Annotated in this window: 22 protein-coding genes and 1 tRNA gene; 11 read left to right on the forward strand and 12 right to left on the reverse strand. The window is 47.6% G+C overall.

What is annotated here, in order from left to right:
- The first annotated feature begins 14 nt into the window (after positions 1-14).
- The 5 genes from rpl7ae (at position 15) to QXT17_RS02375 (ending at position 5,673) form a co-directional block, all read left to right on the forward strand.
- A complete protein-coding gene (gene rpl7ae, locus QXT17_RS02355) occupies positions 15-395 on the forward strand; it encodes a 50S ribosomal protein L7Ae (RefSeq protein ID WP_052885644.1) in 381 nt (126 codons plus the stop codon).
- Positions 396-458: 63 nt separating this feature from the next.
- The gene (locus QXT17_RS02360) at positions 459-698 is read left to right on the forward strand and encodes a 30S ribosomal protein S28e (RefSeq protein WP_020962433.1); all 240 of its coding nucleotides are present in this window, start codon (positions 459-461) and stop codon (positions 696-698) included.
- An 89-nt stretch (positions 699-787) separates the two neighbouring features.
- Positions 788-1,348 (forward strand): DNA replication complex GINS family protein, encoded by a 561-nt coding sequence (locus QXT17_RS02365; RefSeq protein WP_148682030.1) that lies wholly within the window; start codon positions 788-790, stop codon positions 1,346-1,348.
- Complete coding sequence (gene mcm, locus QXT17_RS02370) at positions 1,341-3,431, forward strand: minichromosome maintenance protein MCM (RefSeq protein ID WP_020962431.1); 2,091 nt, start codon at positions 1,341-1,343, stop codon at positions 3,429-3,431. Before QXT17_RS02365 ends, mcm begins: the two co-directional genes overlap by 8 nt.
- A 16-nt stretch (positions 3,432-3,447) precedes the next feature.
- A complete protein-coding gene (locus QXT17_RS02375; RefSeq protein WP_020962430.1) occupies positions 3,448-5,673 on the forward strand; it encodes a DEAD/DEAH box helicase in 2,226 nt (741 codons plus the stop codon).
- A 77-nt stretch (positions 5,674-5,750) separates the two neighbouring features.
- On the opposite strand, the gene infB is transcribed toward QXT17_RS02375, so the two are convergent.
- The 10 genes from infB to speB form a co-directional block, all read right to left on the reverse strand.
- A complete protein-coding gene (gene infB, locus QXT17_RS02380) occupies positions 5,751-7,592 on the reverse strand; it encodes a translation initiation factor IF-2 (RefSeq protein ID WP_342783735.1) in 1,842 nt (613 codons plus the stop codon).
- A gap of 142 nt (positions 7,593-7,734) precedes the next feature.
- Entirely contained in the window at positions 7,735-7,920 is a 186-nt protein-coding gene (locus tag QXT17_RS02385) for a 50S ribosomal protein L24e (RefSeq protein WP_020962428.1), read from the reverse strand.
- A 149-nt stretch (positions 7,921-8,069) separates the two neighbouring features.
- On the reverse strand, positions 8,070-9,401 hold the full coding sequence (gene dnaG / locus QXT17_RS02390; protein ID WP_020962427.1) for a DNA primase DnaG: 1,332 nt from the start codon (positions 9,399-9,401) through the stop codon (positions 8,070-8,072).
- A 251-nt stretch (positions 9,402-9,652) separates the two neighbouring features.
- On the reverse strand, positions 9,653-10,060 hold the full coding sequence (locus QXT17_RS02395; RefSeq protein WP_020962426.1) for a PRC-barrel domain-containing protein: 408 nt from the start codon (positions 10,058-10,060) through the stop codon (positions 9,653-9,655).
- A 178-nt stretch (positions 10,061-10,238) separates the two neighbouring features.
- Positions 10,239-11,537, reverse strand: a complete 1,299-nt coding sequence (locus QXT17_RS02400) for a signal recognition particle receptor subunit alpha (protein ID WP_342783214.1) — start codon at positions 11,535-11,537, stop codon at positions 10,239-10,241.
- Positions 11,538-11,579: 42 nt separating this feature from the next.
- Positions 11,580-12,788, reverse strand: a complete 1,209-nt coding sequence (locus tag QXT17_RS02405; protein WP_020962424.1) for an FprA family A-type flavoprotein — start codon at positions 12,786-12,788, stop codon at positions 11,580-11,582.
- A gap of 18 nt (positions 12,789-12,806) precedes the next feature.
- The gene (locus QXT17_RS02410; protein WP_020962423.1) at positions 12,807-13,265 is read right to left on the reverse strand and encodes an Hsp20/alpha crystallin family protein; all 459 of its coding nucleotides are present in this window, start codon (positions 13,263-13,265) and stop codon (positions 12,807-12,809) included.
- A 69-nt stretch (positions 13,266-13,334) separates the two neighbouring features.
- A complete protein-coding gene (gene yciH / locus QXT17_RS02415) occupies positions 13,335-13,622 on the reverse strand; it encodes a stress response translation initiation inhibitor YciH (RefSeq protein ID WP_052885643.1) in 288 nt (95 codons plus the stop codon).
- 83 nt (positions 13,623-13,705) lie between these two features.
- On the reverse strand, positions 13,706-13,879 hold the full coding sequence (locus QXT17_RS02420; protein ID WP_020962421.1) for a DNA-directed RNA polymerase subunit P: 174 nt from the start codon (positions 13,877-13,879) through the stop codon (positions 13,706-13,708).
- A gap of 43 nt (positions 13,880-13,922) precedes the next feature.
- The gene (gene speB / locus QXT17_RS02425; protein ID WP_020962420.1) at positions 13,923-14,807 is read right to left on the reverse strand and encodes an agmatinase; all 885 of its coding nucleotides are present in this window, start codon (positions 14,805-14,807) and stop codon (positions 13,923-13,925) included.
- 161 nt (positions 14,808-14,968) lie between these two features.
- Between speB and QXT17_RS02430 the strand changes: the two genes are divergently transcribed.
- From QXT17_RS02430 to QXT17_RS02450, 5 genes are all read left to right on the forward strand, one after another.
- Positions 14,969-15,060 (forward strand) — tRNA-Val (locus QXT17_RS02430).
- Between the two features lie 47 nt (positions 15,061-15,107).
- Positions 15,108-15,962 carry an MnmC family methyltransferase gene (locus QXT17_RS02435; protein WP_020962419.1) on the forward strand — a complete coding sequence of 285 codons (855 nt, stop codon included), beginning with the start codon at positions 15,108-15,110 and terminating at the stop codon, positions 15,960-15,962.
- Between the two features lie 223 nt (positions 15,963-16,185).
- Positions 16,186-18,216 (forward strand): type II/IV secretion system ATPase subunit, encoded by a 2,031-nt coding sequence (locus QXT17_RS02440; RefSeq protein WP_342783215.1) that lies wholly within the window; start codon positions 16,186-16,188, stop codon positions 18,214-18,216.
- A gap of 390 nt (positions 18,217-18,606) precedes the next feature.
- Positions 18,607-19,731 carry a hypothetical protein gene (locus tag QXT17_RS02445; protein WP_020962417.1) on the forward strand — a complete coding sequence of 375 codons (1,125 nt, stop codon included), beginning with the start codon at positions 18,607-18,609 and terminating at the stop codon, positions 19,729-19,731.
- A complete protein-coding gene (locus QXT17_RS02450; protein ID WP_052887203.1) occupies positions 19,724-20,767 on the forward strand; it encodes a DUF711 family protein in 1,044 nt (347 codons plus the stop codon). The genes QXT17_RS02445 and QXT17_RS02450 overlap by 8 nt, the downstream gene beginning before the upstream one ends.
- A 221-nt stretch (positions 20,768-20,988) precedes the next feature.
- On the opposite strand, the gene QXT17_RS02455 is transcribed toward QXT17_RS02450, so the two are convergent.
- Together QXT17_RS02455 and QXT17_RS02460 are read right to left on the reverse strand one after the other, a co-directional pair.
- Positions 20,989-22,266, reverse strand: a complete 1,278-nt coding sequence (locus QXT17_RS02455) for a hypothetical protein (protein ID WP_342784370.1) — start codon at positions 22,264-22,266, stop codon at positions 20,989-20,991.
- A 168-nt stretch (positions 22,267-22,434) separates the two neighbouring features.
- Positions 22,435-22,605, reverse strand: a complete 171-nt coding sequence (locus QXT17_RS02460; RefSeq protein ID WP_187147054.1) for a hypothetical protein — start codon at positions 22,603-22,605, stop codon at positions 22,435-22,437.
- A gap of 74 nt (positions 22,606-22,679) precedes the next feature.
- Between QXT17_RS02460 and QXT17_RS02465 the strand changes: the two genes are divergently transcribed.
- On the forward strand, positions 22,680-22,877 hold the full coding sequence (locus QXT17_RS02465) for a hypothetical protein (RefSeq protein WP_342784371.1): 198 nt from the start codon (positions 22,680-22,682) through the stop codon (positions 22,875-22,877).
- Positions 22,878-23,927: the final 1,050 nt, after the last annotated feature.

Raw genomic sequence — 23,927 nt, forward strand, 5'->3', positions numbered from 1 at the left:
GAGGAGTGAGCGATATGTCGAAAAAACCGTTTTATGTAAAGTTTGAAGTGCCCCCAGAGCTTGCCGAAAAAGCCTACCAAGCACTCCAAGTGGCAAGGGAAAAAGGAAAAATAAAGAAAGGAACAAATGAAACAACAAAAGCGGTCGAGAGGGGACAAGCACAGCTCGTCCTAATAGCTACTGACGTTGACCCGCCAGAGGTTGTTGCCCACCTGCCCCTACTGTGCGAGGAGAAAAAGGTTCCCTACATCTATGTCCCAAGCAAGGAAAGGCTAGGAAAGGCAGCCGGAATAAACGTTGCCGCCGCCGCTGCGGCCATAATTGAGCCAGGAGAAGCAGCAAGTCTAGTAAACGAGATCATAAAGGAGCTATCAACACTAAAGATAAAACAGTAGATCTTAGGAAAAGAATACTTTCAATCAAAAACTTTTTATTTTGTTGTTTATTGGTGAATTCATATGAGTACGCATGGCTCTCAACCGGCGGATAAATTTAGCGACGCCTTCCCAGCGGAAGTAGTCCAGATTATAGGCAGGACTGGGATCACTGGAGAAGTCACACAGGTAAGGGTCCGAGTATTAGAGGGCAGAGACAAGGGCAGGATACTAACAAGAAACGTCAGGGGCCCAGTCAGGATTGGCGACATTGTGTTGCTTAGGGAGACCGAGAGAGAAGCAAGAAAGATTAGTACGCGTTAGAATGTCTTTTGTCTTATCTTTGTATTACGTTTTTACTTTCACTGTTATCTAGTAGAAAACCTCAAAGAAACACAATTGCCTAATACTAAATGATGATAGATAAACTGGCGGGCACCCTGCTCTACTACGATGCAGAGGTAGATGTCGAAGTAGTACAAAACGACGTAGTTGTGCTTCCAGGCGGACTACAGATACAGCTCCAAAAGGGGACAAAAGTCAAATTACCGTTCATCATTGCTAAGGAGCTCGAGGCAAAGGGCAGTGTAAAATATGACGAGGGGAAGCTACTCGACCTCTCAGCAGTGCGTAAGCAGACCTGGATCGAGGAAAAGTCTGAGGGCCTCTCTTCTCTAGACGACAATTTTTACCTGAAGCTTAAAATCTACTTTTATCTGCTAAAAAGAAAGGCGGCTTCGGGAGACGCGGCCGCCCAAGGCATGCTGGAAAAGACACGCATCGCGTTTCTTGATCTCTTGAGGTTACGGCTCACAAAAATAGTTAGACTTGCTGCTTCGCATCCAGAGATAAGCAGAGAGTTTATGGAGTCCATGACGAAAGAGGAGCAGATACTCTACACGTCTCTATGCAAGTCTATAAATGAGTGGACCCAGTCGATGAAAATGTTCGTAATGGAGGATCAACATGTCTAGCCAAGTAGTTGTCCAAAGTCTTCCACTCGTTGAGAGGATAACAGAGTTCCTTAAGGGTTTCACGGTTAATGGCAGGGAAAAGTACAGGGAAGCTATCCGCAGGATGAGTATAGAGCGTAGTATTTCACTTGTTATTGATTTTGAGGATCTATTGTCGTTTGATAAGGAATTAGCTGATTATCTATTAGAAAAGCCCCACGAGTTTATTGAGGCCGCCTCAAAAGCTGTCCGCGAGGTTCTAGAAATAGAGGTTCCAGAGTACGCGAAAGAGGTAGAGACAGTCCACGCGAGGCTCTCAAAGCTTCCTGAGAATGTTCACGTCAAGATACGGGACGTGAGGGCGCGGCACCTAGGCAAGCTAATAGCTATTGAGGGGATAGTAACAAAGATTTCTCCTGTAAAACAGGAACTTATCGAGGGGGTTTTTAAATGTAAAACATGTGGAACCGAGATACGTGTTCCACAGGAGGGGGAGGGCCTCGTCAAACCAACTGTTTGCCCAGTATGCTCTGAGAATGGACAAAAGTCTGCGGGCTTTGTTCTTTTACCGGAGAAGAGCAAGTTCATTGATTTGCAGAAATTTGTGCTGCAGGAGAAGCCCGAGGAACTACCTCCGGGACAGCTCCCCCGTTCTATAGAGGTTCTAGTAAAGGAAGACCTAGTGGACCTAGTGAGGCCGGGCGACAGGGCGACTGTTATTGGCTTCCTAAAGATGGAGGAGGACAAGAAGCTAGTGAGAAATGCCCCGCCAATTTTCCACATGTATCTCGAGGCCAATTATATAGATATACGTGCAAAGGAGAACCTAGACGTAGAGATAACGCCTGAAGATGAAAAAGCAATTCTAGAGCTTAGCAGGAGAAGCGACCTGGAGGACGTCATTGTCAATTCTATTGCACCATCTATATATGGCTATAGGGAGATAAAGACTGCAATAGCGCTTCTCCTGTTTGGAGGAGTCCCGAAGGTTCATCCCGACGGGATAAGGGTCAGAGGCGACATACATATACTCTTGATTGGTGACCCGGGCACCGCCAAAAGCCAGTTGTTGAGGTATGTTTCGACGATAGCCCCTAGGGGGCTCTACACCTCTGGAAAGGGCGCATCCGCGGCTGGTTTGACGGCTGCGGTTGTCAAAGAGAAGAGTAGCGGCGAGTTCTACCTTGAGGCTGGAGCCCTTGTCTTGGCAGATGGCGGTATCGCGTGTATAGACGAGTTCGACAAGATGGAGACCAAGGACAGGGTGAGCATACATGAAGCAATGGAGCAACAAACGGTGAGCATAGCTAAAGCTGGAATAGTCGCTACGCTAAATGCACGTACATCTATACTTGCTGCTGCGAACCCTGTGTTTGGTAGATATATTGCAGGTAGAAACATTTCAGAGAACATTGATCTACCAGTAACTATACTCTCGAGGTTTGACCTTATATTTGTCATACGTGATATTCCTAACGCCGACCGAGACAAGGAACTGGCCCAATACGTAGTGGATTTCCACGGAGAAACATATCCAGCAACGCTGGAAAATGTTCTCAATGCACAGCTTCTGAAGAAGTATATAGCCTATGCAAGGAAACATGTAAGACCAAAGCTCTCCCCTGAAGCAAAGAACAAGATTGTCGAGTACTATGTGAACATGAGGTCTAAAAGTGAGGACCCAAATTCTCCAATCGCTATCACGCCGCGCCAGCTAGAGGCACTTATCAGGCTGTCCGAGGCACATGCCAGGATGCATTTAAGGGAGGTTGTTACTGCAAAGGATGCTGAGGTAGCCATTAGTCTCATGGAATACTTTTTGAGAAACGTGGGCATCGATACTCAGACAAAGACAATAGACATCGACACAATTATGACTGGACAGCCAAAGTCCCAGCGCGAAAAGATGCTTGCAATAATAGATATAATTAAGAGCCTTGTCAGAGAAAACAATGGTGAACCCGTGAGTATTGAAGACGTTATTGCAGCCGCTAGTGAGAAGGGCATAGAGGAGAGTTTTGTGAGGAAGACAGTAGACAAGTTGCTAGAAAACGGAGAGATAATGATGCCTAAACAGGGCTATATAACTGTCGTGTCTCTCTAGCGGATCTGTGGTATTCATGGAGTACACGCCTGCACGTCAGGTTTTGTCGAAATATTTTTCCCAAGAGATTATTAGTAAGCTGGAAGAGGAGGGCGTAAAGTCCCTCTACCCTACACAGCTACTAGCGATAAAAAATGGTGTTCTAGACGGCGAAAATATCGTTCTAAGCGCGCCGACGGCCTCTGGCAAAACACTCGTGGCTGGGCTGGCTGCATTGAAGCACCTAGAGGAAGGAGGAAAGGTTCTATACCTGGTTCCCCTGAGGGCTTTGGCGTCCGAAAAATACAAAGAATTCAAAAAGTTTTTTGGAGCCTTCGGGTACAAGACCGTTCTCAGCACGGGGGATTATGACTCTGCCGATCCAGCACTGGGCAAGTACGACGTTATCGTTACCACTAACGAAAAAGCCGACAGCCTCATGCGTCACAGTGCTCCATGGTTTCCCAGCCTAACGCTTATAGTTGCCGACGAGATACACCTATTGGGAACAGAGAAGCGTGGAGCAACGCTAGAAGTGTTGCTGACACGTATACTCATGTCTGAAGATACCCCGCAACTTCTGGGGCTTAGCGCGACAATTGGAAACCTAGAAGACGTAGCTAGATGGCTCCATGCCAAACCTGTGAAAGTAGACTGGCGGCCTGTTGTTCTGAGAGAAGGTGTATACTACGACGAAAACATTTTCTTCGCTGACGGCTCTACGCGGAGGATAGACAGCCTGGGAAACAGTGTTCTCAGTCTCACATATGACACATTGAGAGAGTCTGGACAAGTCTTGATTTTTTCTCCGACAAGGAGGGCGGCAGTTGCAGAGGCGAAAAAAGTTGCAAATATATCGAGAAAATTTGTAGCGGAAGGATCTAAAAGGGTTCTTCAAGAAGCGTCAAGAAAGCTAGTGTCGCTACATGCCGATAAACTTACACATGAGCTCGCAGAGTTGTTGCTCAGGGGTGTCGCTTTCCACCACGCGGGTTTATCGGGTGACGCGCGTGAAATAGTTGAGGATCTCTTTAGGGCTGGCCACATAAAGGCAGTTGTTGCAACTCCCACCCTTGCGGCAGGCGTGAATCTACCGGCGAGAAGGGTTGTCATCACCGATTACAGGAGATACAATGTTGAGCTGGGCTACCAAGAGAGTATCCCAGTTATGGAGTATAAGCAGATGGCTGGTAGGGCTGGTAGACCAAAGTTCGACAAAGAGGGTGAAGCCATACTTATAGCGAGGAGCTTCGAGGAGGTAGAATACTTGTTCAAGAAGTATATCTATGCTGAGCCAGAGAATCTACAGTCACAGCTGGGTTCCGAGCCTGTCTTAAGGTCTCAGCTACTAGCGGTTATCTCCACTGATGAGAAAATAAGAAGCATGGATATGCTAGAGAAATTTCTAGGCAGAACATTTTTCGCACAGAGATACGGAACATTTGGTATCCTCCCGCTTGCAAGGAAAAACCTAGAGAAACTTATCGCCGGTGGACTTATAGAGGAAAAGAACGGAGTCCTTAATCCTACTTTTCTAGGGAAAAGGATTGCCGAGCTATACATTGATCCGGATACAGCCCTCGAAGGTATAAGACTCTTCAAAGAGCATGAAAGCCTGGAGGTGTTGGGCTACCTCTTCCTTGTATCTAAAACTCCGGACATGACGACTATAGGTGTAAGGCGAGGTGACTATGAGTATCTAGAAGAAGTCCTTGAGGATAGAGGAAGAGAGATTCCATACCAGGTTCCTCAGGACGAGATAGAGTATGAGTTCTTCCTTTCATACCTCAAGACAGCCCTCTTGCTCGAGGACTGGATAAATGAGGTTCCAGAAGACAGCATCGTAGAGAAGTATGACGTGGGCCCAGGAGACATATACTCATTGACGCAGACAGCCGAATGGATATCTTTTTCTCTTTCCCAGATAGCGGAGATTCTAGGCTTCCATGAGCACTCGGTGAAACTAAGCATTTTAAGCAAGAGAATAGCGCATGGGGTAAAAGAAGAACTACTTGAACTCGTGGCGCTGAAGGGCATAGGCAGGGTAAGGGCCAGGAAGCTGTACGAGCATGGCTATAGGTCGATATATGACCTAGCGGTTGCAGACGAGAAGGAGCTGTTGCGTATACCGGGCTTTGGGCCGGCACTCGTAAAGGCAATAAAACAGCAACTGAAGAGCCCAGTAGAGAGCCAGGAAGAGGTGGAGGGGGAAAGACTAGAAGAAGCTGAACAGATAAACCTCGAGGAATATTTCGGTGTTTGAGAAAAATTTTTACTCAGGGGTACTCCTGCTCCTCATTTAGTGTCGGAAGGCGTTTTTTCATCATCGCCCTTGGAACGTTAGGGGTACTCTATTGAGCTACTAAGCCCCATTTTAAATCTTAACAGTTTCTTTAAATAGTTTCTCTCGTTTTCTGTAAGATACTTGTCATATTTTTCCAACAGGGTGTTTATCTGATCCAGAGGTATATCCGAGTAGAGATAGTCTCCCTCGTTGACTTGTCTCCCAACCATCGCTTTGCTTCTGATCGAGATGGCTACCTCTGCCCCCTCAGAGGCGTATTCTAGCACGTTTTCATGTTCACGGATCTGCATTATCTCTCCTATCTCCTTACCTGTTTTAGTTATAAGAGGGACGCCGCTACGGATACGCCCAGTAATTACTTTAACCCCTACTATTATGGGGTCTCTTCTCCTAAAAACGTAGCCCGGCAGTATCTGTACAACAGCTGGAGGCGTTAGTTTCTGGAACGCGGCTTTTATGGCTTGTTCTCTCTGGGCCTGGTGCCATGCCTGGAAATCTTCTACCAGTCTATACATTATGTTTCCCCAAAAGATTGGTATACCGTTCATTGCGGCCTCTTCTTTGGCTTCGGGAAGAATCTTCACGTTGAAGGCGAGAATTGCGGCATAGAGCGGGTCTTTTTCCTTGACCATTAATGCGTGCACCAAGTCGCGACGAGCGACGGGGCCAATGTCTGCTACACGTATAGGTATATTGTTCTTCTTCAAGAATCCAATTAGTGCCTCCAGGGTCCCCAGCGTGTCAGCTTTTACAACAACGCCTACAACGTCTTTTTCGAACTTTACTCCTTTTATTTCTTCTTCTACGAGCTTGCTGAATTTCTCGATCTCAGACTCGTTTGTGACAACGTAGAGAGGTGCGCCTGCTATCGCTTCTTCAAGCCCCTCGGCTACAAGTTTGACACCGGCGGCGGCTACAACCTCTTTTACTTCTTGGAACTTGTCTTCTGGCGACCGCATTTCGTCCAGTGGCTTAGGCATTAAAAGGGATCTCACCCTTGTAACTATTGGACCATTTAGACCGCCAGTTACAACTAGGTCTCCGCGCTTTATAACTCCATCATATAGAATCAGCGTTGCAGTGGTGCCTAGCCCGACTTCTTCCTTTAGCTCGAGCAGTACGCCCCTGCCAGAACTAATCTTTGTCTCGAGTCTCTTTTTCAAGTATCTCTGGGCGAGCCCAGCTAAGACAAGCATCAAGTCAGGGACGCCTTCCCCAGTCAGGGCGCTGAGAGGCACTAGTGCGAGAACCTTTGTAAAGTCGCGGACACGGTCATATCTGTCTGCGCGGAAGCCAAGGGAATTAAACTGCTGTATAATGTAGCTTAGAAATTCCTCCAGCCTAAACTGTACAGAAGGCTCCTGTTTTTGGAAAGACTCTATGAAGGGTTTATCCGGAAAACTTTTCCAGCCAGGGATCCTGTCAATCTTGTTGACTGCTACAACGAATGGGACTTTCCGTTCGCGCAGAATATCTATTGCTTCGAATGTCTGTTGCTCTAGGCCACGTTGCACGTCAACAACCAGAATCGCTATGTCCGCAATGCTGCCCCCGCGTTTCCTAAGGTTCGAGAATGCCTCGTGCCCAGGCGTATCTATCACTAAGAAGCCAGGAATAATGATCTCTGCTTTGATCCTGTTTAGCAGGTCTCCACAAATACTTTCCAGCGCCTTCCATGGCAGAAAAGATGCTCCAATATGCTGTGTCATTGTTCCGGGCTCACGCTTTGCCACAGCTGTCCCCCTTATCTTGTCTAAAAGAGTAGTTTTCCCGGCGTCAACGTGTCCTAGGACAACTACAATTGGCGACCGAATAAAGGTTTGAGACTGTTGTTCGGATTTTGCCTCTAAATTTTGGATGCCAGCCTCGCTAGACATAACTTTCCCTGTGCGAGTTTCGGTGCAGACGTTTATAACTATTATTGTGCCACGGGTCTACGACTGGCACAAGGTGAAAACTAGGTATAGAAACAGAGACGTGTAACAAAATTATATCTATTGGAGCTACAAGATGAAAGTTCTATGCCTGTGCCTTTGCTTTTCGTACCCAGGCTAGGCGTCTAGGGTTCCTATGGTACTTGACCGCGCTCTTGAAGCACTTGGAGGAACAGTAGCGCTCAACTGTGCCGTCTAGCCTTACGTACATTATTCCTTGGCCCGGCTTTATTGGCTGTCCGCAAAATGTGCACGTGACTACCCTAGGCATAGACACACCTCAGAAACTTACAATTTGAACCCTTTATAAACTTGGCGCCTATATGTTGCTCAGTGGAGGTGCGATGTCTTCACAGCATCCGATCAGGCCAGTGTCTTCATTGCTGAGATCTATTTGTAGCCACTGTCTTTAATTTTTTGTCACTGCTGTGCCTGGGCGCTTGGCTGGTTTTCTTGATGCACTGCGTCTTGGTTTTCCGTGTTTGAATTAGCGTTTTCTTGCTGGACAGGTGTCTCAGGCGAGCTTTCCGGCTTGACGGTCGAGAAGGTGGCGAGAACTGTGTTGTCCGGCTTCCTGATGATTTCCCCTATACGTACACCAATGAGTGTCTTCACTCCCTTTGTGTACGCGATGTCTACCAAGCGTTGAGTTATGATCCCGTCCAGCACTACGTGTGCAGCTTTATCTACCTCTTTTAGCTTGTTAACAAGATCCCTCACAGGAACCCTCTCAAGCATCTGCCAGTTGTCGTCATAGATTATGGCTTCCAGGGTTCCCTTTAATTCGTCCATCTTCTGGTAAACCTCGAGGGGGACAACTACTTCTTGAGCCATATCGGGATTTTTCTTGATGGATTTAATAAGCTTCGTGGGTGGGACAATAACCTCGGCTTTTGTCTCCCTCTCTTTCTGCAGTTTCTTTTCTTTCTCAAGCTCTTCAAGGAAATCTTTAACTGGTACAGCATTCTGTAGGGACCTTGCAATTTCTTTTGCGGTGAGCTCCTCGACTTCTCTGCCCTGCGGAGCCCTGGCTATATAGTCGACCTTTAGAGAATTCACTACGTTCCTCGCTATCAGCTCGCCGCCCCTATCCCCGTCGACGAACAAGATAACTTTCTTGTTTGAAAGGAGTTCCCTTAAACTTGGGGGAATAGTGGCGCCTCCCAGTGCTAACACGTTCTTGTAGCCGTACCTCAGCAAGTTTAAGACGTCCGCCCTTCCCTCCACAAGTATAATGGTATCCGAGGTCTTTACGTCGGGTCCGCCTGGAAGTTTTTCCTCCCCGTATTCTACAAGTTCAGCAGACCGAACCCTGCGGAGAACTTCTTCGACTAATTCCTTAGACTCAGGTATACTTTCCTGCAACTTTTTGTATAGCTCAACAGCTCTCTCTATAATTTTCTGCCTTTTTTCGGCCCTGGCGTCTTCTATAGATACTACCTCGCTCCTGGCAGGATAAGGACCCACCTTATCAATGGTCTCGATAGTCGCCGCTATTATCGCTGTCTCAGCCATGTCAAGGTTCGTCGGTATCTCCACCTCAGCCACAACGTTGCCGTCCTGTTGCTTCATCTCAACCTCAATCCTGCCAATCCTCCCAAGCTTCTGGAGCTCTCTCAAGTCAAGCTCGTTTCCAATCAAGCCCTCAGCCTGTCCAAAAATCGCCCCTATTATATCGTGCTTCTCGACGTTACCCTTAACATCTATTCTAGCCCTTATAACATATTTAGGTGAAACAGGTAAACCACCCATATATACCACACCACTAAACTAGCAACAATATTCAGGTATTTTAATTTTACAACTAAAGGGTGGTCGTCCTCGGTGCGCTGTAGCCGCCAGGCAACACGCCTTTTCACAGCTACCGGCGGTACACCGCCTTTAGCTTGAAGCGCTCTCTACTGGCGGCTATGCCGCGCGCACCGCTCGGTTGAAAAATTCTTATTTGATATTTAAATACTTTCCTAAGAGAAAAATCACGTCGTTTCGGCGGAGGCTTTTTCCTAGTCTATGTATTTTTGACAATTATAGCAGTACCAGCGCTGATACTGGGGTATCCATGTGGCTGGTTTTCCACAGTAGGGACAAATCTTCTGTTCGCTTTTCTTAAAGATTCCAAAGCGGGGTTGCTGGGCAGGTTGTGCTTGTGTAGTCTGTGGAGTTGCAACAGGCATGGCTGGTTGTACGAGGAGGTCTTCTGGAACCTGGAAGTCTGGTTTCAGCAAAACTATGTCTTTGGCTGCCGCTACACTGCTCCAGGGTATCTCGAGGGGTTTTCCGGAGGGAGTTCTCACCACGAAGAAGGGCGTGGTTTCGCCTATCTTGAAGCCGAAGTCAATTATTTCTCCGATTCGACGCGCGTCCTGGGTGTAAACGTTTTTGCCTTTAAGTTCTGAAAGTGTTATTCCCATAAATTTGATTCGCGAGTTGACATATAAAAGCTTATCTATACTCAAGTGAAAAATCAAAAAATTCAAGGAAAATGAGGAAGTTCTTCAAGGTTCCTTAATTAAAAATCAATTGTAATTTTCTCATGGGAACCGGTGAACTGAAAAAAGTAGCCAGGGAATCAGGTTTTATCCGAGAGGGCTAAGAGAAGGGTGGCAGTCCTACTCTACGCGACCTAGACAACTGTTTTACCATTTTCTTCATGTTTTTGTAGGCATCTAGAAGTTGTCTTACATCCCTGGGTGTAACTCCTGAGCCTCTTGCTATTCTTCTAATCCTCGAGGAGTCAATAATGTCTGGGTTCAGCAACTCTTGCATGGTCATGGAGTTCATGATGTTTATCCAGCGATCTACACTCATTTCCTCCTCGCCTGTAACCTTTACCTGTAGACCCATCATTTCAGCTATCTTGGACAGAGGCCCAAGCTTCTTTATGCTCTCCAGCTGTTCTTTAAGGTCTAGCAGAGTTATTTTTCCAGCGGCTATAGCTTTTGCTCTCTCTTTCTCATATTTACTGAATTCGGCAAATCTCTGAAGAATCGCGTCGAGGTCTGGCATCCCAAGTAGTCTAGCTACAAACTTTCTCGGGACGAAGGGCTCCAGGTCATCGATTTTTTCCCCGACACCTATAAAGAGGACTCTAGCATTCGAAGCGGCTACGGCTGAGAGCGCGCCACCACCCTTGGCAGAGCCATCCATCTTGGACACAACGACATAGCCATAGGGTACAGCCTCGCGGAAAGCACGCGCTTGCCGGGCGACTGCACTGCCCTGAGTCGCGTCGACAACCAGAAAAACAGAGTTTGGCTTTAGTTCCCTGTAGAGTACCTTTACCTCCTCCATCAATGAGTTCTCGTCTTTGTGGCGGCCAGCCGTGTCGATAATTATGATTTGGGCGCCGGCTTTCTCGAGTGTCTCTATGCCTTTCTTAGCTAGGGAGACAGCGTCCCGTTCCTGGGGGTCACCATAAAACATTACGCCTACAGATTCGGCGAGCATTTTTAACTGGTCATAGGCGCCGGGCCTATATGTGTCTGCAGCTACGAGTCCAACCCTGTAGCCCTTCTTCTTGAAATAGTTGGCTATTTTGCCAGCGGTGGTAGTTTTTCCTGACCCCTCGATTCCTACGAGCATTATCTTGTAGGGAATCGGCTTAATTGCGAGTTCCTCTGTCGTCTCGCCTCCCAAGAGATTAACCAGCTCGTCATAGAGGATCTTTATCAACACGTCTTTCTTTGAGAAGCCTGGCGGATGCTCCTCCTCTAGAAACCTCTTTTTTATGCGTTCTGAAATCTCGAGTACAAGCTTTACCTCTACGTCTGCCTTCAGCAGGGCCCTTTGCAGTTCACGGATTATAGAGTCGAGTTCTTTTGTGTCCAGCAGGACTGAAGACTTAATCTTTGAAACTACTTGAAGTATGCCCTCCTTAAAGCTCTCCACATAAATCACAACTAGCTATCCGAATAAAAACATGATGACGATTTACGAGGTCAGCTTTTCAATGGCCTGCCTGATTTTCTCTACGTGTTCCCGGCGTACCTGCCCAGTTGCTTCGACATTTTCGATACGTGTAAAACCTTTGTTCTTTAATTCTTCTAATACCATTTTTCCCGCAACGGGTCCCCAGCCATAGCTCGTCAACACAAGAACTGGTAGATTGCCAGCCCTATAGCCTAGTTTGGACGCTATGAGGTGTAGAATGTAGCCTAGCAATGGCTGGACACCAGCCTCATACGTGCCCCCACCGATGACCATTAGACCAGCGTCGGAAAGGTCTCCAAGCAGGTCTGAAACATTATCCCTATGGTTGTCGGTAAACCTGTAAATCTTCACATTGAAGCCTTTCTCCCTCAGTAGTGAAACGGCTGCGTCGATCATTTGTTCAACAAAGCCATACATGGACACGTAGGCGACTACCGCCTTGTTCTCTTTTGGAACTCCCTGTGCAATTTCAATATACTTGTCCAGTATGTGTGCAGGCTTGTCTCTAAAGATCGCTCCATGGGAGGGTGCAATTATGGAAGGGGACACTTGGAGGCTTTTAAGCTTCTCTAAAGCCTTTAATACGTTTTGTGAATATTTTCCAATAACGTTTACATAGTATTTCCTAATTGCAACATCCAGCTGGTTCCAGTCTTCAACTTCGCTGTCAAAAACTGGGGGCAAAGAATATGAGCCGAAAGCGTCACATGTCAAAAGAACGTTTAGGTTCACTATATGGGTGAAGATTGTTTCCGGCCAGTGAAGCCATGGAGCATGGATAAATCTCAAGCTGTGTTCGCCTATCTTCAATTCTTCGCCGTCACTGACCGGCTTAAACTTGTATGCACCATAAAAGTTTGAAATCATCTTTCCAGCCAACGGGTGTCCAAGCAGAACGGCGTTGGTCGCACGTGCCATCAAGGCCGGAATACTGCCGCTGTGATCAGGCTCCATGTGGTGAACAACGACATACTTTATATCGCGAAGGTCTACAAGTTTCTCTATCTCCTCGACTAACAGATCAGCATATGTCTTTTTCCATCCATCGAAGAGAACGGCTCCCTCACCAGTCTTCAAGAGGTATGCGTTGTAGGAGATGCCCTCTGGTATCTCCCATAAGCCCTCAAAGAACTTTGTCTCGTGGTCATCTATTCGTAGAACATAGAGGTCTCTAACAACTTCCCTAATAATTGGCCTGCTGGCATGCATACCTTTTTACCTATTGATTTATTCTACTTTTACTTCGACCTCTCTTTCGGCACCACTCTTGGGAACAACTACTATTAGAACCCCGTCTTCAAACCTAGCCTTAGCCAGCTCCGGTCTAACTTTTGTCGGAAGAGTAATCTTTTTGTAAATTTGCTTGTAAAGCCTTTGGCGATGGAGATATTTCCTTGATTCTTCCTCCTTTACTCTTTCCTCGTTCTTTTGAGCAATAACCTCCACTGCGTCCTCCGTGACCCTAATCTTTATCTCGTTTTTTCTGAACCCAGGCACGTCGACATAGACAGCTATCGAGTCTCCTCTATCCTCAATGTCGTAGAGGGGATCCATCATTCTCAGCTTCTCTGGATAGAGAGAAGAGTGTCTAGCCCAAATTTCGCGCAGAGTATCGTTCAGTTCTTTTTGTATTTTTGCGATAACCTCGGCAAGCTCAGAGGCAACACTATTTGCATCAATACTCATGTAAATTCACCAATTATTTTTAAATTTAAGATAAAAAAGTTTTCTTTTTAATATTCGGGAAACAGGTCCCTACTCTACAATTATGTTGCTCTCTGGAAAACCATTGGCCACAAGGAACTCTTTAACCTTGTAGCGATGCTCTCCCTGAAGCTCCACGTGGTCGTCCTTTATTGTCCCGCCGCACGCAAACTTTGCCTTCATTTCGGACACAAGCTTCTTGAGGTTGGGGTCTTTGAGGTCTAAGCCCTGAATAATGGTAACTTCTCTGTGACCTTTTCTTTTCTCTACACGTATCTTGATAACTTGTTGCTCTTTGAAGACGCCCTTTAATATATTATCTAGCAACTCCGCGCTCATTTTCTCCCGTACGCTAAGAAACACATGAACATGCCGCAATATAAACTTTACTCATTGTTTCTCTCCTAGAATGGCAGGTCTCGCTAAACAGCCTTCACGCGCTTAGGAATAGGCAACCTAACCTTTTCAAAAATCCTAAACCCGCACTGGGGACACCTTATCCCAGGAAGCCTCTCCTGGTCCTCCAAGCTAAAAACATTACCACACCTAAGACACCTGTACATCTTGATCTCTCGTGCCTCACCAAAACCCTCCATAAATAATCAGCCAAGAATCCCCAGCTTGTCGTTAAAAACTTTACTATCCCAAATATGGGAGCAGGCCCACCAAGGCATACATCAATAGTTTAGCCGCCAGCCTAGAAGTCACATCATTGACGTCAACAAGCGGGTTAACCTCGACGATGTCCAGGCCCCTTATCTTCTGGGAATACCTCGGGAATGTCTCCTCTATTATCTTCCGTACAGTATCAGGATGCAATCCAAATGGCTCAGGTGTCCCCGTCCCGGGGGCAAACGAGGGGTCTACAGCATCTATATCAATTGTCACATATACATTCTCGGCCCTCCTAAACCAGTCATCCACCTCTGCCTCGTCCCCGAGGACCTGAACCCTTTTAGTCTCCTTAGCGTAGAGATACTCCTCCTTGCTCCAGCCCCTAGGCCTAAAATACGCAACCTCGATGTTTGAGTTCTCCTCCAGTAGCCTCCTGAACACGGTCGCATGGCTGTACCTGCAGTCGAACGGGTACTCGTCACGCAGATCCATGTGAGCATCAAACACAAGCACACCTAGCCTGCCGGTCTTCCTCGCCACAGTGGAGATGACAGGGTACGACACAAAGTGGTCCCCGCCAAGAGAAATAATTCTCTTCCCGGAGTCATAAACCTCCTCGACAACTCTGCCCACAACCCTAACCAGTGAATCCACACAGGTAACCAGCGGCAAGTCGCCCGCGTCAAACACGTTGGCAAACTCGACGTCGAGGCCTGTTGCAGGGTGAAAAGTCTCAAGCTCCACTGAGACCTCCCTAATCCTCCTAGGGGCATAACGTGCACCAGGCACACCTGTTGCGGCGGAGTCAAAGGGAATACCCATCACTACAATCCTTGCAGAATCATAGTCGCCATTCACGCCGAAAAGAGTCGGCGACACATGATGCATGTAAAGTTCCCTGAAAGACATACACAGCAAACCACCAAAACATCTTTTAAACTTTTACAATATTGCTAGACGCCAGGCGTCCTTAGAACTACCAGCGCCATCAGAAACCTGCTTATACAAAAGAAAAACTATGCAAAGAAAAATTTATTACCACACAAGGCCCCTCTAAATACCGACCTCCAGGGCCCGTAGTCTAGTGGTTAGGATGCCGCCCTTACAAGGCACAATTTCCTAGGAGCGGCGGTGGTCCCGGGTTCGAATCCCGGCGGGCCCACTATTTATTAACATAGCCTATATGTTTCACTCTGGGAAGCGCCAACCATGCAGGAATACACGTTTAAACCCGTCCAAGGCATCCTTCTGAGCCCCTACACAGCCACTAGGCTTTTAGGGCTAAAAGGGAAAGGAGAGGTCCCGGTAAACGTAGGGCTCGACTCTGCCGTTGCGGAAAAAACCGGCGAAGGATACGTTATCAGCCTTGAGAACAACTCTTATACAATTGAGGAGAACATTTTAAGACGCATCGTCGACAGCGACAGGTTCCTGTATCTTGGCCCGGAAGGCGTCTACCTAGTTGAGCTCAGGGATAGTAACTACTACAAGCTGAAGTACCTAGGCGAGAAGACAGCCCCAACACTAGAGATAAACGGGGTACACATGCACAACATCTCTGGGACAACCCCTCTAGACGATGCACGCCTAAAAGTAAAGCTCTTGGGGGTCCAAAGAGGCGACACTGTATTGGACATCTGTACGGGCCTTGGCTACACGGCCATACAATCCCACAGCCGTGGCGCAGAAGTAACAACAATAGAGAAAGACATAAACGTCCTAAAAATAGCGGAACACAACCCGTACTCGAAAGCCCTAACCAACATAAAGATCCTACTAGGCGACGCGGCCCAAATAATCAAGCAACTGCCGGACGAGGCCTTTACAAAGATACTGCACGACCCACCAGTATTTGCATTCGCAGGACAACTCTACAGCGAAGAATTCTACAGGGAGATATACAGGGTTCTAGAGAGAGGGGGAACACTTTTCCACTACACAGGGGCCCCAGGCAAACACAGGGGAGTCAGCTTCCAGAAAGGAGTAGCAGAAAGACTCAGACGCGCAGGCTTCCAAGTCAAGAAAATAATAAGGGAATACGGGATACTCGCAGAAAAGCCATGAGGCTCAGCGAGGTTCGACTCCTCACAAATTCAGACCTCGCAAGGCTCACCATCGCCCATTAACAATACAAAAACCTGTTTATTGAGTTTTCGAGCCCCAGCGTTCCAAAGCTAAACATTCTATCCTCTGCATCTTTGCTATTCAGCCAAGTTAGAACTGCGAAACCCATTTAAAACTATGGCTTTACTATTATCTTCAAGGATAAACATTAAGGGAGGATAAATTGTCAACAAAAGTTAAAGAGAAAGAAAAAAACGTGAAAAAAGGATCAAAAGAGAAAAAGAAGGCAGCAGAAGCTTCAAAAGAAGAAGAGAAAGTAGTTCTACTCCCAGTACAGGACACATATAGGGTCATAGACGAATACTGGGTAGTAGAGCCCTTTGCAAAGGTAAAAATAGTCGAGATACCCGAGGCCGGAAACCAGCGCGCATACTTCGTAGAAGAAGTACAGCTCACAAAGACAGAGCAAAAAGCCCTCGAAAAACTCATAGACATACTAAGCGTCGAGCTCGAGCCCCCGGTATCCTTCGACCTAGAACTCAGACAACACATAATCTCCGAGGCCAGGCGCCTCGCAGAGAAGTACAGGAGCGTCGCCAGGGGCCTCTCAAAAGAAAGCTGGCAAAAAGTAATCTACTACATCGAGAGGGACCTCGTAGGCTACGGCCCAATAGAAGTACTCATACGCGACTACAAGCTGGAAGACATCAGCTGTGACGGCGTAGACCGAGCAATCCACGTGTGGCACCGCGACTACGAAAGCATACCCACAAACATAATCTTCAGGAGCAGGGACTACCTGAGAGAATTCATCGTCAAGCTGGCACACATGTCTGGAAAACACATCTCGGCCGCGTTCCCGATAGTAGACGCAATGCTCCCAGGCAGGCACAGGCTGGCGGCAACCTACGGAGAAGAAGTCTCGCCACGCGGAAGCACATTCACCATCAGAAAGTTCAGAGAAAAGCCAATGTCGATAGTCGAGATGGTCAACTCTGGAAACCTCGACTCCTGGAGCGCCGCCTACCTCTGGCTAATGATCGAGAACAGGATGACCGCAATGGTCATAGGGGCAACAGCCGCAGGAAAAACCACCCTCCTAAACGCCATAGCAAACTTCTTCAAGCCAGGCTTCAAAATAGTAACAATAGAGGAAACACCAGAGCTAAACCTCCCACACGAGAACTGGGTCCAGCTCGTAAGCAGGGAAAGCTACGGACTAGGCGAGTCCAAGGTCGGAGAAATCTCACTTTACGACCTAGTCAGGGTCTCACTCAGGTACAGGCCAGACTACATCATCGTCGGCGAGGTCAGGGGAGAAGAAGCCTTCGTACTATTCCAAGCAATGTCCACCGGCCACGGAGGCATGTCCACAATGCACGCAGACTCCCTCGACAGGGCAGTAAAAAGGCTCACAAGCCCCCCAATGAACGTCTCCCCAACCTACATACCCTCGCTTAACATCGCCCTCCTCAGCGAGAGAACCCTCCTCCCAGACGGCAAGTTCGCAAGAAGAGTCAAACACATATGGGAAGTCGAAGACTACGAGAAATACAGGGAAATAGTCAGATGGGACCCAGTCAGAGACAAACACGTCATAATGTCTGAAAGCTACCACATACGCTTCCTCGCCGAGAAGACCGGAAAGAAAATAGAAGAACTATACGCCGAGATAGAGCGCAGGCGAGCCGTCCTAGAATGGCTAAGACTCAAAAAAGTCTTCGAAGTCAAAGACGTATTCACCGTGATCAACAGGTACTACATCTACCCAGAACAAGTCTACGAACAAGCAGAAAAAGAACTCACAGAAATGGGCGCAATGCCACAGCCCGTCAAAATAAAGCCCACAATAACAGTAGAAGTAGCCAAGCCCCCAGAAATCGCCAGGCCAATCGCGAGACTACCAGAACCCCGGCCAACGACAGACACAACCATAAATCCGGCGCCAAGAATAGCCACACCGCCCCCAGCCCAGCCAGCCCCACAGCCACCAACACCGCCACAGCTCACAGTCGGAATAAGCCCAGAAGGAATAACCATACTCAGAGCAATCGCAACAATGGGCGGCGAAACAGACCACGAATCCCTCTTCAACTTCGTCAACCTACCCAAAGAACTATTCAGCAGAGCAATAAGCGAACTCAGCGGAAAAAGACTAATAGTCCCATCCCTCCTCTACGAAGGCGGAAAACCACTCATAGGCTACAAACTCACAGGCGACGGAGAAAAAATCCTAAAAACACTACAAACCTAACCCATCCACCAGCCAACCCCGTCAACATACATAAAAAGCTACAAACAAAAAAGATTAGTATCACTTAGCCGCGCGCTAAACAATAAATAATTTATATACATAAGCAGGAAGACCAAAACTTATTTATGAAGCTTCTCGATAGGAAGATTATTTAAAATCTAGGCCACGGGAAAAGTCTCCGACAAATCATCACAATACAGCTCGCAAAGAATTGAAGCTTGCTACTCTAAAAACCACTGCTTTCCAAGTTCTCTCGAATAGACACAGCTAAGAAAAGGCCTCGATAATTTACGTTAACAAGCCTCCCCACTACCACGAGGAAACTTGAAACACGGATCCGAAGACAACTGAAAGAGCTAAATTTTTATTCCGAGCCACATGAATCCCCACGTGAATAGTCGAGACCTAGTAGCATTCGTAACAGGCATAAGCGGAAGCGGCAGATACGACCTACTAAAACAGCTCACAACCACAGCCCCCGACCTAAACATAATAGACGTAGGCACAAACATGTACCAGAAATCCCGCGAACTAGGAGTAGAAATCCCAGACGGAAAAATCCTCGACATGGACCCACTAGCCCTCGAATACCTCCGCGCCGCCACATTCGAAGACATACTAAAAGAAGTCGAAAAAACCAGACAAAAAGGACAAGTAGCCGCAATAAGCACACACGTATGCTTCCGCTGGAAAAAACACCTACTCCACGCCTTCAACTTCCACTACGTAAACATGCTCTCCCCAGACGTCTACATAAACATAATCGACAACGCCCACTACATCTACGCCGCACTCGCCTCCTCAAACGCCTGGCGGGGAAAACTAACACTCAAAGAAATACTCGTATGGCGCGACGAAGAAGCCTTCATAACAAGACTACTAGCAGAATACCAGAGAAAACCATACTACGTATTCCCCAGACACGAAGACCCACAAATGCTCCAAAAAATACTCTACGACGTCGAACGCGCAAAGAAAACAGGCCAAAAACCAGCCCCAAAAGCCTACCTAAGCTACCCAATCACACACGTAAAAGGAGACCCCGAATTCATGAAACAAAAAGACGAAGTCAAACAACGCCTAAAACAAGCAGGAATAGTAGTATTCGACCCAATCTCGATAGAAGACTCCATACTAGTAGACATGGCATACGAGGCCGAAAAAAACGGCAAAGACACAGTAGAAATACCCACAGCCACCCAGACAGTACAGCTACCAATCAAGCAAATCTACGAGGCACTAGACGACATAAAAGACCAAATAGTCGCCAGAGACTACCAGCTCATAAACCAGTCAGACTTCATAGTCGTATACTACCCAACAACAGTCCTCTCCCCAGGAGTACTAAGCGAAATAAAATACGGCTACACCCACAACAAACACGTATACGCAATCTTCCCACACCAGTCCGCAAGCCCATTCTTCGAATACTACACAACCAAGATATTCAAAGACCTCGACACACTCATACAGCACCTCCAAGAAACACACACCACAGGCGAAAACAATGACTAGCCACAAAATAAGAGCCCTAACAATACACATCGACCAAGACCAGCCACCACAAACAATAGAAACCCTCCTCGCCCGCTTCGCCGAACAAGCAGAACAACTAGCCAAAAACACACAACTAGAAATATGGACCAAGCGCCTAACAACAAAACCAACAACACCAGACAAATTCGACAAAACAGCACAAACAATACACGAACTAGCAGAAAAATACCAAATAAACTACACAGCAGTCCCACAACTCAAACCACTACACCCCAAACAACTAGCAGACACAATGGCCACACTCCCAAGACTATACACAACAACACTATACACACCACAAAACACACAACTACTAGCCCAAACAATCCGCACACTCTCAGAACAATCCCCACTCACAGCCGCCAGATACGCAGTAACCTACGGACAATTCGTCCAGACACCATACTTCCCAGCAACAGCAACACTCACACCAGGAACATCAATAAGCCTACTCTACCCATCCCTCTACACCACACAAACACCACAACAACTCCAAAAAACACTCACAGCCCTAGCACAAACAGCAAAACAAACACTCGACAACTTCCTAGGAATAGACATCTCCCTAAGCCCATGGCAAGACCAAAGCGTAGCCACAATAATCGAAAAACACTCAGGACAAACCCTAGCAGCACCAGGCACCATAACAGCAATCAAACAAATAAACAACCAACTAGCACAACTAGCAAAACACCTCCCCACAATAGGCTACAACGAAACAATGCTACCACTAGCAGAAGACAACAGACTCAAAGAACTAGCAAGACTACAACAACTAAAACTCAGCCACCTAACCGCATACACAACATACTGCGTCCCAGGATTAGACATGACCCCAATACCAGACACAACACAAGACAACATAATACACAACATACTCACAGACCTACACCACACACAAACAACCAAAAACAAACCACTAGGACTAAGACTCATCCTAGCCCCAGCAGACGAAGGACAAGACATCCACCTAGGACCATTCGGACCCACACCAGTACTCTCACCACTCCAATAACAAAAAACTTATAAAAAACCCCACAATAATACTAATAACAGGGGCGTCACCCCGCCCTGAAAGTCCACCCCGCGCGACCAAGGTATTCAGCTTCCCTCTCGAGCGCGCGGTGGGGAAGCCAGGTATCCCGCGGGGCACCCGCGCCCTGTGGCGTGGGCCCGAGTCATAACCCCGAGGACGGTGGTTCAAATGGGTGTATAATGGGTGACGCCCCCTCCTAATTACGTTTCTGGCTGGGGTGGGTTTTCCGCGAGCTCGAGTAGCCTGCGTAGCATTGGTGTTTTTGGCTGTAGGCCGTGTTTTTCTGCCAGTTGCTTTAATGCCATGCGCCATTCTGGGCTGTTTTCCGCCAGTTTTAGTATGTTTTGTCCCGTTATTTGTAGTATGTGGTAGCCGGTTTTCCACGTGTTTATCCGTGCCTGTATGCCGTTTTCTGCTAGGGCTTTTGCCAGTCTGTGTGCCTGGGCTGGGTCTTTGAATAGGGCTCGTGCCTGTAGGACTTGTTTGTCGTCGTAGTAGTTTAGCCAGAAGATGTGGCCTTGTAGGGTTGCGTATACTGGGTGCTGTTTTGGCTGTAGTCGTTTTATTGCTGTCCATTTTTCGCTTTCTAGGAGGTCTAGCAGTTTTCCGTAGCCTGTCTGGTACGCGGCTTGCAGGATTTGCTGTGCCAGATCTTTTGGCTCGTATTTTTCTTCGTTTCCAATTTTGTACCTTAGGTCGTATTTGTGTCTCCTGCCGTCGCCGAGGTACCATGCCAGCATGCCGAGCGGGTGTTGGCTAGCTACTTGCTGTGCCTGTTTTTTGCCTTCACGGGTGGGCCACTGTTGTTCCCAGCTTTTGCTTGTTATGGTCCAAGCGAAGGTTGGCTCAGTCATGTTTAGGTTTAAAGAACTGAGGTATATCCGAAGATAGCCGTAGCGCGCGACTGCCCATGCAAGTACTTGCCATGGCTGTGTCGTCCCCATTCGGGGTTCGTTCTGATCGCAACTTTCATCGCTAGCTCGCCATCCTGCCTGTAAGTAGTATAAGTCCTGGCTGGAGAGGTTTAGTATTTCTGGGAACTCGGCGTCGGCGCTCACCCTGTAGATTGGCAGTTTGAATAGCCATGTTTTTCTGCGTAGCTGTGCACTGACATACCACCTTTCCCCTTCTGGCATGACGTGTAGCGTCTTTTTGGCACGTGGTCCCAGCTCTACCTTGACGTTGCTGTTTTCTAGGGCTTTCAATAGTTTCTGTAGCTTTGTCTCTGCTTGCGGGTATGCCATGTCTAGTAGGCTGGCTAGTGTTTCTGTGAAGCCTCGCAATGTGTCTGCCTTGTCTGCTGGGAGACCTAGCCCGTGTATGAGGGCCTCAGTCGACTCGTAGAAGTATTTTTTCTGTCCGTTTACTAGGCTGTGTAGTTCCCTGTTTGCTAGCTGGGCTCTGGTGTATAGTTCTGCTAGGAGGTCGGTGGGGCCCGTCCGCCAGCCCTCGGGGCCTGTAGCCGTACCCATATCCATGCCTGCTCACCCCGGATCCCTGGCTCCGGGGGCGCCCTGCTAGGGCGCGGAGGCATGGATCACGCTAGGCCCCAGGGAACCGGCGGGACGGGCACTTCTTTGCGTGTTAGGAGAGGTAGCGAATAATGGTGGATAAGAGGAAGTGTGGGTTTCGTGGGTTCATGTATGTCATAGATTCTTTGTTAAGCGATGTATGGTTGTGTGGTTTATGGCTGTTAGTGGTTGTCGTTGGCTGGCCCCTTTCCCCCTTCCCCTAGCCGCGCCTGCCAGGGTCTCCCGTGGCGAGGCGCGACCCTCATCGCCCAAGCCGTGCAGGGTCCCCCATACACGGCCAGGCATCGAAGCCGCCCCCTATCGTGGGGGCGCCACCCATATGAGGGTGGGGGCGGATCGGGGAAAGGGGGGAAGAAAAAGTGGAAAGGGGCCAGAAAAAAGACTCGTTTTTTGGCGGACGGGCTGCATGCTTTAGGCTACCCGGCCCTCTGCGGGTCCCACCCCTAGCCATAGGCGTCCCCCCTACCCACGCCGAGCATACTACTCTTGGGGGTCATCCCTCGTGCTCGGCGTGTACACTTGGCCCCGAGGGGTGCACGTTGCCCAGGGGGCCCTAGACGATTGCCGTTGGTCATGCGCCCACGTGTGCGGGCTCGAGCGGCCAAACCCAAAGGAAAGTTACCGAATACATAAAACCCGGAAAAAGAGAAAATCTTCACTGCGACCGGCTTTTATCGCAAATGTATGCCGCTTTTTGTCAATGTTTTCCTTAAGGGAAAACTAAAAGTTGTTTATGAAGTTTCTCATCGGGAAGGTTATTTTAAAAAGAGATTACGGGAAAAATTCCCGACCTAAAACGGGGTGTTTCGGGAAGCTTCCCAATTGGGATGTTTCAGAAGTTTCCAACGAGTAAATTTGTGTGCTAGGGCAGTTTTGCAGACTTCTTGCAGGAAAAAGCGTAAAAAATTTAAACCTCGCATGGGTAAAACCTTTCGGATGCAACTCAGAAAGAATTGAAAGTGTAGATGCTCGAGGGTTTCTTTTAAATAATGAATGTTCTGATGCAACTCAGAAAGAATTGAAGGTCATCGGTTTCCCGAAGTATAAGTTTGCGTACCTCGCCGATGCAACTCAGAAAGAATTGAAGGGTCGGGTGAGAAGGTAATTTCCAGTGTGTATCCGTTATGATGCAACTAAGAAAGAATTGAAGGGGACAAAGGACTATTGAGAAAGGGATAAAAGAAATGACTATCGAAATGCAACTCAGAAAGAATTGAGGGAGGTGTTTTGTCTTGTTCGTGGCAGGCTGTGGAGTGTGCAGTTGGTTGGTTCTAGGGCTCGGGGGCTGGGGGTCTCGTAGGAGTAGTAAGCACTAATAATCATGTGTCCATGTATATTAGAATAGAAATGATTAAGACATTTATACATAGTGCACACTCTACAACGGTTACCTAAAAACTCTTATAACGACTGTTATGGTTACTTAATAATAGACATGATGAGCGGACCATATACATTCCTAAAAAATGCGGAAAAAAATCGCGAAGTTAGTGTATTCACATATGCGGACGAGATATATCAGTTTCTCGTTGAGGCTTATAAAAGCAGACTTGGAAGGTTTTGTTTTCCAAGGCTACTAGACTATTCATGCGTTTTTACTACAGACT

This window comes from Thermofilum sp. (genome assembly GCF_038871435.1).
Taxonomy (GTDB): domain Archaea; phylum Thermoproteota; class Thermoprotei; order Thermofilales; family Thermofilaceae; genus Thermofilum; species Thermofilum adornatum.

Coding starts and splice junctions, on each gene's coding strand:
- QXT17_RS02455 (WP_342784370.1), bottom strand. CDS start 22,266: ATGGATATGGGTACGGCTACAGGCCCCGAGGGCTGGCGGACGGGCCCC.
- QXT17_RS02360 (WP_020962433.1), top strand. CDS start 459: ATGAGTACGCATGGCTCTCAACCGGCGGATAAATTTAGCGACGCCTTC.
- QXT17_RS02410 (WP_020962423.1), bottom strand. CDS start 13,265: ATGAGTATTGATGCAAATAGTGTTGCCTCTGAGCTTGCCGAGGTTATC.
- QXT17_RS02405 (WP_020962424.1), bottom strand. CDS start 12,788: ATGCATGCCAGCAGGCCAATTATTAGGGAAGTTGTTAGAGACCTCTAT.
- dnaG (WP_020962427.1), bottom strand. CDS start 9,401: ATGGGTGGTTTACCTGTTTCACCTAAATATGTTATAAGGGCTAGAATA.
- yciH (WP_052885643.1), bottom strand. CDS start 13,622: ATGAGCGCGGAGTTGCTAGATAATATATTAAAGGGCGTCTTCAAAGAG.
- mcm (WP_020962431.1), top strand. CDS start 1,341: ATGTCTAGCCAAGTAGTTGTCCAAAGTCTTCCACTCGTTGAGAGGATA.
- QXT17_RS02460 (WP_187147054.1), bottom strand. CDS start 22,605: ATGCCTGGCCGTGTATGGGGGACCCTGCACGGCTTGGGCGATGAGGGT.
- QXT17_RS02385 (WP_020962428.1), bottom strand. CDS start 7,920: ATGCCTAGGGTAGTCACGTGCACATTTTGCGGACAGCCAATAAAGCCG.
- QXT17_RS02420 (WP_020962421.1), bottom strand. CDS start 13,879: ATGGAGGGTTTTGGTGAGGCACGAGAGATCAAGATGTACAGGTGTCTT.
- QXT17_RS02395 (WP_020962426.1), bottom strand. CDS start 10,060: ATGGGAATAACACTTTCAGAACTTAAAGGCAAAAACGTTTACACCCAG.
- infB (WP_342783735.1), bottom strand. CDS start 7,592: ATGTCTAGCGAGGCTGGCATCCAAAATTTAGAGGCAAAATCCGAACAA.
- rpl7ae (WP_052885644.1), top strand. CDS start 15: ATGTCGAAAAAACCGTTTTATGTAAAGTTTGAAGTGCCCCCAGAGCTT.
- QXT17_RS02375 (WP_020962430.1), top strand. CDS start 3,448: ATGGAGTACACGCCTGCACGTCAGGTTTTGTCGAAATATTTTTCCCAA.
- speB (WP_020962420.1), bottom strand. CDS start 14,807: ATGTCTTTCAGGGAACTTTACATGCATCATGTGTCGCCGACTCTTTTC.
- QXT17_RS02450 (WP_052887203.1), top strand. CDS start 19,724: ATGACTAGCCACAAAATAAGAGCCCTAACAATACACATCGACCAAGAC.
- QXT17_RS02365 (WP_148682030.1), top strand. CDS start 788: ATGATGATAGATAAACTGGCGGGCACCCTGCTCTACTACGATGCAGAG.
- QXT17_RS02435 (WP_020962419.1), top strand. CDS start 15,108: ATGCAGGAATACACGTTTAAACCCGTCCAAGGCATCCTTCTGAGCCCC.